Origin of the sequence: Bacillus sp. DX3.1 (assembly GCF_030292155.1) — a bacterium.
Taxonomy (GTDB): Bacteria; Bacillota; Bacilli; order Bacillales; family Bacillaceae_G; genus Bacillus_A.
The window spans coordinates 1,167,738-1,180,548 of sequence record NZ_CP128153.1 but is presented as its reverse complement, the minus strand read 5'-3'; the positions used below and the strand labels follow the sequence as shown (position 1 = coordinate 1,180,548).

Genomic DNA, 12,811 nt, shown 5'->3' with positions numbered 1-12,811 from the left:
ACATATATCTCATGTATCGCTTATTAAAACAGAGTAAATGGAGGCAAAATGATGGAGATAGATTTTTGGACATCTATACTCATGATCATTGGTATCGATGTTGTATTAGGCGGTGATAATGCAATTGTAATCGCGCTTGCAAGCCGAAACTTACCCGAACATAAACGCAATAAAGCCATCTTTATCGGAACCATTTTAGCAATTGTACTACGAATTCTTCTCACAATACTTGCTGTCTATTTACTTGATATACCTTTTCTACAACTCATTGGCGGCATTCTTCTCACGCTTATTGCTGTAAATTTACTCACCGACAATAATAATGACCTTTCTTCTATACAGGCAAAAACAACATTATTTCAAGCGATTCGAACAATTGTATTTGCCGATCTCGTTATGGGCTTCGATAATGTACTTGCAATAGCCGGAGCTGCACACGGAAACATCATACTCGTTATCATAGGCTTATTGATTTCCATTCCAATTATTATTTGGGGAAGCAAGCTTATCTTACGATTTATGGAGCGTTTTCCTTTTCTCATCTATTGCGGGGGGGCAGTCCTTGCTTACACAGCCGGAACAATGATTACTCACGAAATAAGACTTGCACATTTTTTCAATCATAATCCTACCTTTACAACAAGTATACCCTTTCTATTTATTTTCACAGTGCTATTCATCGGGTATGTTGTTCAACATGTGAGATTACGTAATATTAATAGTTAAGCACCGAGTTCCTTCTATATATGTGAAACGAATGAAATTATGTTAAAAACCTTCTACTATAAAGTAGAAGGTTTTTACATAATAAACTTTATTATTAATTTACAAGACGCTGCGCTTCACGTAACTGGAATGTTCTTACCGTACGTGGTAAAAAACGACGAATCTCATCTTCGTTATAACCAACTTGAAGACGTTTTTCATCAATCATAATCGGACGGCGTAGAATACCCGGATAGTCACGAATCATCTTATATAAATCTGGAAGAGGTAAAGATTCTAAGTTAATATTTAACTCTTGGAAAACTTTCGAACGAGTTGAAATAATCTCATCCGTTCCACTTTCCGTCATGCGTAAAATTTCTTTAATTTCCTCAATCGTTAATGGATCTGAGAAAATGTTACGTTCTGTATAAGGAATATTATTTTCCTCCAGCCATAATTTCGCCTTTCTACAAGACGTACAACTTGGAGAACTATATAGTGTTACCATACATGACTCACTCTCCTTAAAGAGTACAAATTCTGTAATAATTACAGTTTAGATTTCTACTTTTCAGCAATTCTCCACTATAACTTGTCTTACAAAAAAATAAAAATCGCTTCGAGTTTTACTCATAAGCAAGCACTTTTTCTTAAAAAACGATTACTTTAAATAAGTAACTTCTATAATCATTATACAATAGATTCTGCAAGAAATATACAGTAAATTTTGTTCATAATATAAAAAAAACGAACGTAAAAGATGGGCAAAATGTAAGACTTGTCTACACGTGGATTATGCTAAAAAGAACGTTTGTTCCCTTAAATTTTACCAAATCCCATCCGAACTGTCTAGACAATTTTTAAGACACCCTTTATTTTTCTGTCAATTCTTTCTTTTCTGATATTTTTCACATACAATGAAAATATAGACATGCAAAGGGGATGTTACATATGATTGCTTTTTTTGTTGATTTTGCAATTGTCGCTGCCCTCATAATTGGAATTACAGCATTAATTGGCGTCATTACCAATAGCATTGGTGAGAAGCTATTTGGTGGAAAAGAAAAAATGAAGTTTGTTGATAAGAGTGCCGAAATTCAATCCGGTTGGAATCAAGTTGGAGGAAAAGGAATTTATAAGAAACGTACGTATTAAAAAGAAGCAGGAATTTCCCTGCTTCTTTTTAGCTTATTTTCCGACATATAGCCACGGCTATGGATAACAAAAGGTGACCTGCACTCGTTTTCTCTCTTTGTTTTCACTTCGCATGGAGCAGGAAAAGGATCCGACCGCTTCTATGCATGATCGGATGCTCTCTCCCACCTAAAAAGAAGGGTTTTCTGTCGGTTTTTTAATTTGTATTTATATATTACATAATAATTTACGTATAATTATTCTTTTTATTACATAACATTATCTCTCTTTCTACTCTATATTTTTATTAGGCACAAGAAAAATTGAATGCGTGCATTAATAAAGTATGTTAAGATACACTTTGTTAAAAAAGGATATCGGTAAAGAGGGTGATGGGATGACAGCGATTGGGTCTACAAAAGGGCAAGGAGAAAAGTTAAATTTATTTTTCTTAACTTGGCCTATTTTTTTAGAAGTTTTTCTTTTTATGTTAATGGGAATCGCTGATACCTTTATGCTAAGTGCACTGTCAGACGACGCAGTTTCAGGCGTTGGTGCAGCGAATCAGTATCTTCACATTGCAATATTAGTGTTAGAAGTAATCGGAAATGGTGCAGCGATTGTTATATCGCAATATCTCGGTTCGAAGAGGTATCTCGAAGCGGCAAAAATATCAGCATTAGCAGTAACTTTAAACTTAGGAGTCGGGCTCATCATAAGCGCTAATTTTCTTTTGTTTTCACGAAGCATGATGGCAGCGATGAACTTACAAGGAGATGTATTAGTTTACGCTCAAAATTATTTGTCCATTGTTGGAGGGGCAATCTTTCTTCAAGCAATAATTAATTCACTAGCAGCGATTATTCGCGTACACGGATTTACAAAACAAGCGATGTTCATTTCATTAGGAATGAATATTTTTCATATTATCGGAAACTACTTATTAATTTTTGGGAAGTTCGGTTTTCCAGAAATGGGTGTACAAGGTGCAGCGATTTCATCAGCATTCAGTCGCTTTGTCGCACTAATCGTCTTTTTCTGGTTACTGTATCAAGTCATGGAATATCGCGTGAAACTTCAATACTACATCACTTTATCAAGAGAATATATCGGAAAGATTCTAAAAATCGGTATCCCATCTGCGTTTGAACAAGTCATGTATCAAGCATGTCAAATTGTCTTTTTATATTACGCAACATACTTAGGAACGGAATCATTAGCTGCAAGACAATACGCAATGAATATTTCGATGTTTACTTACTTATTCGCAATTGCAATTGGAATGGGAACCGCAATTATCGTTGGTCGATTAGTTGGTGGAAATAAGAAAGATGAAGCATATGTACGTGTGTGGAAAAGTGCGAAATGGGCAATCGGTGTTACGTTATGTATGGTTATTCTCGTGATGACGTTCCGTAAACAATTAATTGGAGTTTTTACAGATAATCCTCAAATCATTCAAATAGGGTCAACAGTACTTTTACTAAGCATCCTTTTAGAAACAGGTCGCACGATGAATATTGTGTTAATTAATTCACTGCGTGCCGCTGGTGATGCAAAATACCCTGTCTTAATCGGGGCCTTCTCGATGGTAATAATGAGTTTGCCACTCGGTTACTTTTTTGTTTTTTATTTAGACATGGGGCTCCCTGGTATTTGGTTAGCCATCGCAGCTGATGAATGTACGCGTGCAGTTATTATGTTCTTCCGCTGGAAAAGCAGGGCGTGGGAAAATTACACACTCGTTAGCCCTGAACCTTCAGAAAAGCCCGAACCGATTCAAGCTTAATATAAATTAAATATACTGAAATGTAACCCCAATTATGGACCTTTAAAAAACCACAATTGGGGTTTTCTATATCCATACATCCAATCTGATATATATAATAAAAAAGCGACCATGTGGCCGCTTTTTTATTATTGATAGATTTCTTTATATTTTTTGTATTCTGCTTCTGAACAAAGAACAAAGTGTCCTGGGCGAATTTCTCGCATAACAGGTTCTTCATTTCCATATTGATGCTGAGACGGATCATAAACAATACGTTTACGATTACGCTCATAATCTGGATCTGGAAGTGGAATTGCTGATAATAACGATTTCGTATATGGATGAATTGGATGCGCGTATAGTTCATCACTTTTCGTCAATTCTACAATTTGACCACGATACATAACACCGATACGATCACTAATGTATTTTACCATCGACAAATCATGAGCGATGAATAAATACGTTAAACCTTTTTCTTTTTGCAACTTTTTCAGTAAGTTTACAACTTGCGCCTGAATTGATACATCAAGTGCTGAAATCGGTTCATCTGCAATAATAAACTCTGGTTCTACCGCAAGAGCACGAGCAATTCCGATACGTTGGCGTTGTCCACCGGAAAATTCATGTGGAAAACGGTTTGCATGTTCTTTATTTAATCCAACTGTTTCTAGTAATTCATGAACACGGTCCATACGATCTTTTTTATTTTTTGCTAAACCGTGAATATCAAGACCTTCTGCAATGATATCTCCAACTGTCATACGAGGGTTTAATGATGCATATGGATCTTGGAAAATCATTTGCATTTTACGATTAAATTTCTTTAATTGTGTTCTTGATTTCTTACCATGTACATTTTCACCGTCGAATAACACTTCTCCAGCAGTTGCATCGTATAATCGGATAATCGTTCTCCCAGTTGTTGACTTACCACAACCAGATTCTCCTACAAGTCCAAATGTCTCTCCGCGGTAAATATCAAATGTTATATCATTGACCGCTTTCACAACACCACCACTTACATCGAAATGCTGCTTTACATTTTTCACTTCAATTAATTTTTCACGTTTATTAGTCATGTTGTTCACCTGCTTTCATTTGAAGAATTCTTCTTTGAACAACTTCAGGTGGTTGTACTTCTGGTGCTTGTTCGTGAAGTAACCATGTCGCTGCATAATGTGTATCACTTACTTTAAATAATGGTGGTTCCATTTCAAAGTCGATTTTTAAAGCCTGCGGGTTACGCGGTGCAAATGCATCTCCCTTTGGTGGCTTTAATAGATCAGGAGGCGTTCCTGGAATTGCATATAACTCTTCCTCTGTACCCTCTAAACTTGGCATAGATGCAATTAATCCCCATGTATAAGGATGTTTCGGATTATAGAAAATTTCATCAACCGTACCAATTTCAACAACTTTACCAGCATACATAACCGCAACACGGTCGGCAACGTTGGCCACTACACCTAAGTCATGCGTGATAAAAATAATTGCTGCTTCTGTTTTTTGCTGAATATCCTTCATAAGCTCTAAAATTTGCGCTTGAATTGTTACGTCAAGTGCTGTTGTTGGCTCATCTGCAATTAATAGCTTTGGATTACAAGCTAGTGCCATCGCAATAACAACACGTTGTCTCATACCGCCAGAGAATTGATGTGGATATTGTTTTAAACGAGCTTGTGGATTTGGAATTCCAACAAGATCAAGAAGCTCCAACGCTACTTTACGAGCATCCGTCTTGTTCATTCCTTGATGCTTAATCAATCCTTCCATAATTTGATTCCCAATCGTCATCGTTGGATTTAATGATGTCATCGGATCTTGGAAAATCATTGCGATTTCTTTCCCACGTACTTGTTGCATTTCTTTTTCTGATAACTTTGTTAAATCACGACCATCAAATACAATTTCTCCATTTTTAATATGTCCTGGAGGATTTGGAATTAAGCCCATTATCGCTTTAGAAGTAACCGATTTCCCGGAACCAGATTCCCCTACAATTGCTAATGTCTCTCCTTTTTTCAAATCGAAAGTAACCCCACGCACCGCTTGTACTTCACCAGCATGTGTATCAAAGGAGACTTGTAAGTTTTTTACGTCTAACAATGTTTTCATTTTCGTCTCTCCTTCCTCGTTTACTTACGCATTTTCGGATCTAGCGCATCACGTAATCCATCTGCCATTAAGTTAAATGCTAAAATTAACATACTGATGACAACCGCAGGGATGAACATCATATGTGGGTATGTTTGAATTGACTTATATCCGTCATTTACAAGAGAACCAAGCGATGCAAACGGTGGTTGAATACCGAGTCCAATGAAGCTTAAGAATGCTTCACCAAACACCGCTGTAGGAATTGTAAACATTGTCATAACAATAATTGGTCCCATTACGTTTGGAATTAAATGTTTCACAATTAATTGTGTGCTAGTTGCGCCTAATGTGCGAGATGCTAATACATATTCTTGATTTTTCAATTTTAATATTTGTCCACGTACAATCCGTGACATCCCAATCCAACCCGTAATTGCCATCGCAAGAGTAATTGACCAAATACCTGACCCCAGAATAATTACCATTAAAATTACGATAATTAAATACGGAATACCGTTAATAATTTCCATAATACGTTGCATAATATTATCGACACGACCACCGTAGAACGCTGAAATCCCTCCGTATGCAACCCCAATTACTAAGTCAATCGCAGCTGCTAAAAGAGCGATATATAAGGATACACGTGTACCTTCCCATGTTCTTGTCCAAAGATCACGTCCAAGGTCATCCGTACCAAACCAGAAATATTCTTTAATATCACGTTTTTCATATTGATCAACACCGTATTGGTCTGTCCCATCAAATGGTAGCCAATGTACGTTTTCTATTACCGGAATTTTCGGAGGCATTTTTGCACGGCCTAAATCTTGCTCTTTATATGAATGTTTACTTATCATCGGTCCAAATATAGCAAGGAGCGTAATGATAATGAGTATTACAAGACCGAACATTGCTCCTTTATGTTGAAATAGACGTCTTCTTACATCTTGCCAAAACGTTAAGCTCGGACGGGCAATGACTTCATTATCAACATTGTTTTGATTTGCTGGTTGAAATAAATCTGGAGATAATTTTTGTACATCTTTCATCATTTTTTCCCTCCCGCTAAACGAATACGAGGATCAATTACACCGTATAAAATATCAACAATGAAAATTACTAAAATAAAAATTGCACTATAGAAAATTGTTGTTCCCATAATAACCGTATAGTCATTTAGTGGAATCGACTTAACGAATTGCTCCCCAAGTCCTGGTACAGCAAAGATTTGTTCTACAACAAGTGTTCCTGTTAATAACGCCGCAACCATCGGTCCTAAAATTGTAACAACAGGAATCAATGCGTTACGAAGCGCATGTTTCATAATAATTACGCCTTGGCTAATTCCTTTTGCTTTCGCTGTTAAAATGTAATCTGCCTGCATAACTTCAATTAACTCTGCACGGGCGAAACGAGCAATCGTTGCGATAACAGCCATAGATAAAGCGATAGTAGGCAAGACCGTAAACTCAAATCCCTTCCAGAATGCAACTGGGAACCATCCAAGTTTTACACCTATGAAATATTGCAGCAAGGCTGCAAATACGAAGGATGGTACCGACATCCCGAGTACGGAAATAATGGTTGCCCCGTAATCCACCCATGTATTATTCCGAAGTGCTGCGATAATACCAAGTATTAAACCAATAAATGTTCCAAACACAATTGCTTGGAAACCAAGCTGTGCCGATGGACCAATTCGATCGACAATCATATCTGTTACCGGACGGTTATCATATTGGAATGACACCCCTAAATCACCTTTTAACAAGTTCCCCATATAACGAGCATATTGCACTGGTACCGGATCATTCAGTCCATATTTCTCCAGAATAATCTCTTTTTGTGCTTCTGATAATTTCTCTTGGTTCTTAAGTGGAGAACCCGGCAATAACTTCATCAGAAAGAATGTTAGCGTAGTAATTAAAAATAATGTCAAAACCATGTACACGAAACGTTTTAATGCATAACGTCCCATAGTCAAGCACCTCCCCATTTTTTTCAAAAGCAATAAGATAGTTTAAAATATTCTCACTATTCTTTTTTTAAAAATAGAGTATATGCCCATCATAGGCGTATACCCTTGTAAACGATGGAAATAACTTTTAATTTTTCACTTCAACTCATTTAAAGCTTAATTAACCGCTATAACTAAGTTCAATACTTGTTTCCCCGAACCGCTTGATCCCTTTGCAGTTTCTTTGGATTCCTCTTTTTGATATCTCCTAGCATATTTACCGCTAATGTGGATGCAACGAATAATGGTATCTTTTTCTTCATATAGTATTGCCTCCCCTACTTGAATTTTCTACACCCTCACTTGTAAAAAAGTGGAATTGAAAGAATAATCTCCAAGTTTCTACAATTTTCATTATACATATAATATAACAATTGTGAATATAGTTTTTTATTTTTTTATTAAAATTTTTAATAAATTGTTTATTTTTTGTAAAGGGAAAAATAAACATCACTCTCATCATATTGCAACAAAATACGTCATTATGCATAATTTTCAAACAATTAATCCTAGTACTTATTATAACTTTTATAGTATAATAATTCCAGTATTATTCTGACGGAGGGGAACATTTTGAATAGATTTTTTTTACATACTTGTATATTAATTTTATTGGCAATACTCACTTCTAGTATTGGTGCATTTCTCTTTTCTGCGCATTATTTGTTGAATTTTGTTAATATTATGTTTTATATCGCATTATTTTTCATCATGTTAGGTGGATTTTTATTTCTATTTCAAAGTGGATTTTTTAACGTTACAATGTACGCCTTCCAAAAAGTATTTGGAACAAATAAAAAAATCGAATCTTTAATTGAAGGTGAAGAACAGATAGATAAAAAAGAAAGAATATACAAGACTTATTCGTTTACATGGACATATCCAATTTGCATTACAGGTATTTTATTAGGACTCCTTTCTACAATCCTTAGCTTTACTGTTTTGATATAGTTTGCAAACCATTTTTCGTATGATATAATAATTTGCAAAAACATTTTATTATACGAAGCAACTGCTTGCTCAAAATGATTAGCAGCTGGAGCGGAATAATAATAAGTTTATATGTATGCGATGAGAAAGAAGAGTACATATTGTGGCAATTTCAGAGAGCTTGTGGTCGGTGTGAACAAGTACTTGTACAGTATGGAATGGGCTTTTGAGCACCAAACCGAAACGATTCAGGAGTAGGATTTGGCGTTACATCCAACGTTACAATGGATAAAAGAGATTTCACATTTGTGAAATAATTAGGGTGGTACCGCGGTCCATTCGTCCCTATACAGCTGGGATGAATGGGCCTTTTTGTATTAAAAATCAGAAGCGGCGCGCTCAGAATGTGAGGCGGATGGAGCTCCTGACGTAGAGGCAGCTATATAAATCCATTTTGATTTTTCGACATATAAGCCGCGGTTATGGATAACAAAAGGTGACCTGCACTCGTTTTCTCTCTTTGTTTTCACTATGTCTGGGGCAGGAAAAGGATTTGACCGCTTCTATGCATGGCCAGATGCTCTCTCCCACCTAAAAAGAGGGGTTTTATGTCGGTTTTTAATTTGTATTTATATAGCTCCATATATCCTTATGGAACTACTAAAACGAAGTACCCAAACCTACTCTTCAAAATACATAAACATTTAAGGAGGATTTACTTATGTCAGTTATTTTTTCTGGTATTCAACCGAGCGGAACGATTACGCTTGGAAACTATTTAGGGGCAATGAAGCAATTTACAGAACTACAAAACGAACATGATTGTTATTTCTGCATTGTAAACCAACATGCGATTACAGTACCACAAGATCCTGTACAACTTCGTAAAAACATTCGTAGCCTTGCTGCTTTATATGTGGCTTGTGGCATCGACCATGAAAAATCTACTTTATTTGTACAATCAGAAGTGCCAGCACATGGTCAACTAGGATGGATTATGCAATGTATCGCATACGTTGGAGAATTAGAGCGTATGACGCAATATAAAGATAAATCATCTGGTAGAGAATCCGTTCCAGCTGGTTTATTAACGTATCCACCGTTAATGACAGCCGACATTTTACTATATAACACGGAAATTGTGCCAGTTGGTGATGATCAAAAACAACATATTGAATTAGCGCGCGATTTAGCAGAACGATTCAACAAACGTTACCGTGAAATTTTCACAATTCCAGAGATTCGCATTCCAAAAGTAGGCGCACGCGTTATGTCATTAACAGAACCTACGAAAAAAATGAGTAAATCTGATCCAAACCCAAAATCGATGATTAGCATGCTTGATGAACCAAAAACAATTGAAAAGAAAATTAAAAGTGCAGTTACCGATTCTGAGGGTATTGTAAAATATGATAAAGAAAATAAGCCTGGTATTTCCAACTTATTAACAATCTACTCTTCTTTCTCAGGCAAAACAATTGAAGAACTTGAAGCACACTATGAAGGAAAAGGATACGGTGACTTTAAAGGCGATCTAGCACAAGTAGTCGTAGAAGCAATTCGTCCAATTCAAGAAAAATATAACGAACTCATCAACTCTCCTGAATTAGATGAAATCCTTGATCAAGGCGCTGAAAAAGCAAACCGCGTCGCTATGAAACAACTGCGTAAAGTAGAAAACGCAATGGGACTAAGCAGAAAGCGTAGATAACTATAGAAAGCAGAGGCGACTGTTCAGCCCTGGGTGGCTAAGGTTCTTTCGTACAGAAAGTGCTCTTTACTTTCTCGTATGGAAGGTTCTTAGACGCGAAGGGCTAGGAGCCGGAGCTGGACTACATAAAAAGTGGAAGCGGCTCGCTCAGAATGTGAGGCGGATGGAGCTCCTGACGTAGAGGCGCTTTTTGCCTCGCAGGAAGGGGCGAAGCCGTCGAACATTCTTGCCGCTGGAGCTAGACTATAAAAAGCAGAGGCGACTGTTTAGCCCTGGGTGGCTAAGGTTCTTTCGTACAGAAAGTGCTCTTTACTTTCTCGTACGGAAGGTTCTTAGACGCGAAGGGCTAGGAGCCGGAGCTGGACTACATAAAAAGCGGAAGCGGCTCGTTCAGAATGTGAGGCGGATGGAGCTCCTGACGTAGAGGCGGAGTTTGCCTCGCAGGAAAGCGCGAAGCCTCCGAGTATTCTTGCCGCTGGAGCTAGATGAAATTAAAAAGCCGCCAAATTTGGCGGCTTTTTAATTTACCTTTTGTTCATTTTCCATTTCCCATAGTTTTTCAAAAAACGGCTGCCCTTTTACAAGTCGTTCGCATAGCTGCTCATGTTTTTCTGACCAGCCATATTTCGCTTCTTCATAGAGGCGTTCCCAGACGTCCTCAAATTTCATACGTTGAACAGTCCCATATGCAGATGGATCCCATTCTGTATACCAATAACGAATTTCTGCCGGATTTTTTGTTGTATGTAGTTGATCTAGCGCCATAAAAAGTAATTGTTTCAATTGTCGTTCTTTACGAGTCAAGCCATTCATGATATACGGTGATGGAGATAAAATATGATGCTCTTTTGCAGATTCTTCCACTTGAAACTCATATGTTTCAGATTTTACATTTTCTACCATATCATATACCATTTGCTCTTGACGAGGAATGAGCCTACTTTTTCGAATTGGTACATTGTATCCAATTGAATCTACAGCAATAATTCCTTTTCCATCTGTTACGACAAAACAGTATTCTTGTTGTAAACGCTCATGATTTTTACGAATATATGCCTTATGATGTACGTCTTCCAATAGTCTTTGCGGAAGTTCCAGTAATTCGTTCTCGATGTAATGATATAATGTGGAATCTACTTTTAATAATGGCACCTGATCTAATAATTCGATCGTATCATCCTTCCGCCACTCGTAAAAATTACAAACGTTATACCCATTTTCTTCACCTTCAAACCAATTTACCCATACATCGTGTAGATATAACATTTCTTACCCCTCACTTCACTACTGTTTGTACATCTCATTATGTTCATTTTTGGTAAATTTTATTCCAAACGAGGAAATATATTCTACTTATTCATTTCGTCACTTTTCGCGTCTTCCATTCTCGTCATGTAAAAAAACTTGGCAATGCCAAGTTTTTTTACATGACGTCGGAAAAATCCCGACATGCGTTTTATATATTGATGTTACAAGTAAAATGAATTTATCCATATTTTGGTGATATCTGGATAAATTGAAACTTTAATCAGTGGGAGTATTACTGCCCATTAATGCGGGATAAATGAACTCGCTTTATTTAATATACTCGTCGCATCCATTGACAATAAAGAAACCGTACTGAATTTCTCCAACTGCACACAATCTTTTACAATGTGAAATCCAATTCCATACCCAAGCATATTCGGATACATACGCAGCCCATTCAATAACCAATCGTGCTCTCGTGTCCCTCTCTTCACTTCATGCTTTTCTTTTACAACTCTCTCCCAATAACGCACTGCTTCTTCTTTTGAAAAATACAACGTCCACGGTGCACAATATGTTTCTGAGTGTCGTTCATATACCGCCTGTTCTGCTAGTCCCTCCATAATCATCGTATCAAGTAGTGTATAGTCTATTTCTTGTTTTTCAATTCGATGTAGCCGACATATATGATGATATTCGTGAGTAAGTAATGCCTTCAATTCTTCTATTGTATTTTGACCACTTACGAATAGAAAGATTACATGCCTCATTGTTAAACCGGCTTTTCCGTTATATTCTTGTTGCACCGTGCGATTATATGAATCTGACAATAAAATAAAGATAGGGATATCCGGCCCGTTTAACCACTTCTTGAGCTCTTCATACTCCCTAGCAAGTTCTTCCCAAATCCGCTTTTTCTCTAGCTGTTGAATTTCTTTTTCTCCTTCAATTACCGGACGATACATACCTTTTGAAATTAAAAAACGATACACCCTTTCCTTTTGCAACGGAATATACTTCGTAAACTTTTCACATAATTTTTCTGGTTGCCTATAGTAACGACGTAACCATTCTGCTGTTTGTATAACCCCCATCGCCCTTCCCCCTTTCCTTCTATACATATGCAACAAAAAGAGTTTGCGAGAAGGTACGGATAAAATGTTATGAATTCCAGAATCTATATAAATAC

At 36.8% G+C, this 12,811-nt stretch carries 13 protein-coding genes and 1 other annotated feature; of the genes, 5 read left to right on the top strand and 8 right to left on the bottom strand.

Going from position 1 to position 12,811, the window contains the following annotated elements:
• The first annotated feature begins 51 nt into the window (after nucleotides 1–51).
• The gene (locus QRE67_RS05855) at nucleotides 52–726 is read left to right on the top strand and encodes a TerC family protein (RefSeq protein WP_286125197.1); all 675 of its coding nucleotides are present in this window, start codon (nucleotides 52–54) and stop codon (nucleotides 724–726) included.
• A gap of 94 nt (nucleotides 727–820) precedes the next feature.
• Here QRE67_RS05855 and spx read toward each other — a convergent pair whose 3' ends face one another.
• Nucleotides 821–1,216: a transcriptional regulator Spx gene (gene spx, locus QRE67_RS05850; RefSeq protein ID WP_286123964.1), complete on the bottom strand. Its 396-nt coding sequence runs from the start codon at nucleotides 1,214–1,216 to the stop codon at nucleotides 821–823.
• A 443-nt stretch (nucleotides 1,217–1,659) separates the two neighbouring features.
• On the opposite strand from spx, the gene QRE67_RS05845 reads away from it, so the two are divergent.
• Both QRE67_RS05845 and QRE67_RS05840 read left to right on the top strand, forming a co-directional pair.
• A complete protein-coding gene (locus QRE67_RS05845) occupies nucleotides 1,660–1,863 on the top strand; it encodes a hypothetical protein (RefSeq protein ID WP_286123963.1) in 204 nt (67 codons plus the stop codon).
• A 325-nt stretch (nucleotides 1,864–2,188) separates the two neighbouring features.
• Nucleotides 2,189–3,631, top strand: a complete 1,443-nt coding sequence (locus QRE67_RS05840) for an MATE family efflux transporter (RefSeq protein WP_286123962.1) — start codon at nucleotides 2,189–2,191, stop codon at nucleotides 3,629–3,631.
• 128 nt (nucleotides 3,632–3,759) lie between these two features.
• Here the strand turns inward: QRE67_RS05840 and QRE67_RS05835 are convergent, their stop codons facing one another.
• The 5 genes from QRE67_RS05835 to QRE67_RS05815 all read right to left on the bottom strand — a co-directional run bounded on the left by QRE67_RS05835 (nucleotide 3,760) and on the right by QRE67_RS05815 (nucleotide 7,996).
• Nucleotides 3,760–4,695 (bottom strand): ABC transporter ATP-binding protein, encoded by a 936-nt coding sequence (locus QRE67_RS05835; RefSeq protein ID WP_286123961.1) that lies wholly within the window; start codon nucleotides 4,693–4,695, stop codon nucleotides 3,760–3,762.
• Complete coding sequence (locus QRE67_RS05830) at nucleotides 4,688–5,731, bottom strand: ABC transporter ATP-binding protein (RefSeq protein ID WP_286123960.1); 1,044 nt, start codon at nucleotides 5,729–5,731, stop codon at nucleotides 4,688–4,690. The genes QRE67_RS05835 and QRE67_RS05830 overlap by 8 nt, the downstream gene beginning before the upstream one ends.
• A 20-nt stretch (nucleotides 5,732–5,751) precedes the next feature.
• Nucleotides 5,752–6,768, bottom strand: coding sequence for an oligopeptide ABC transporter permease (gene opp3C / locus QRE67_RS05825; protein WP_286123959.1), 1,017 nt, complete (start codon nucleotides 6,766–6,768; stop codon nucleotides 5,752–5,754).
• Nucleotides 6,765–7,694: an oligopeptide ABC transporter permease gene (gene opp3b, locus QRE67_RS05820; protein ID WP_286123957.1), complete on the bottom strand. Its 930-nt coding sequence runs from the start codon at nucleotides 7,692–7,694 to the stop codon at nucleotides 6,765–6,767. Before opp3b ends, opp3C begins: the two co-directional genes overlap by 4 nt.
• A gap of 179 nt (nucleotides 7,695–7,873) precedes the next feature.
• The gene (locus tag QRE67_RS05815) at nucleotides 7,874–7,996 is read right to left on the bottom strand and encodes a hypothetical protein (RefSeq protein ID WP_286123956.1); all 123 of its coding nucleotides are present in this window, start codon (nucleotides 7,994–7,996) and stop codon (nucleotides 7,874–7,876) included.
• Between the two features lie 310 nt (nucleotides 7,997–8,306).
• On the opposite strand from QRE67_RS05815, the gene QRE67_RS05810 reads away from it, so the two are divergent.
• Complete coding sequence (locus QRE67_RS05810) at nucleotides 8,307–8,684, top strand: DUF3899 domain-containing protein (protein WP_286123955.1); 378 nt, start codon at nucleotides 8,307–8,309, stop codon at nucleotides 8,682–8,684.
• 111 nt (nucleotides 8,685–8,795) lie between these two features.
• Nucleotides 8,796–9,013: a binding site (T-box leader), on the top strand.
• Between the two features lie 371 nt (nucleotides 9,014–9,384).
• The gene (gene trpS, locus QRE67_RS05805; RefSeq protein ID WP_286123954.1) at nucleotides 9,385–10,374 is read left to right on the top strand and encodes a tryptophan--tRNA ligase; all 990 of its coding nucleotides are present in this window, start codon (nucleotides 9,385–9,387) and stop codon (nucleotides 10,372–10,374) included.
• 519 nt (nucleotides 10,375–10,893) lie between these two features.
• Here trpS and QRE67_RS05800 read toward each other — a convergent pair.
• Nucleotides 10,894–11,640 carry a YjbA family protein gene (locus QRE67_RS05800; RefSeq protein WP_286123953.1) on the bottom strand — a complete coding sequence of 249 codons (747 nt, stop codon included), beginning with the start codon at nucleotides 11,638–11,640 and terminating at the stop codon, nucleotides 10,894–10,896.
• Between the two features lie 284 nt (nucleotides 11,641–11,924).
• On the bottom strand, nucleotides 11,925–12,716 hold the full coding sequence (locus QRE67_RS05795; RefSeq protein ID WP_286123952.1) for a DUF2268 domain-containing putative Zn-dependent protease: 792 nt from the start codon (nucleotides 12,714–12,716) through the stop codon (nucleotides 11,925–11,927).
• Between the last annotated feature and the right edge of the window lie 95 nt (nucleotides 12,717–12,811).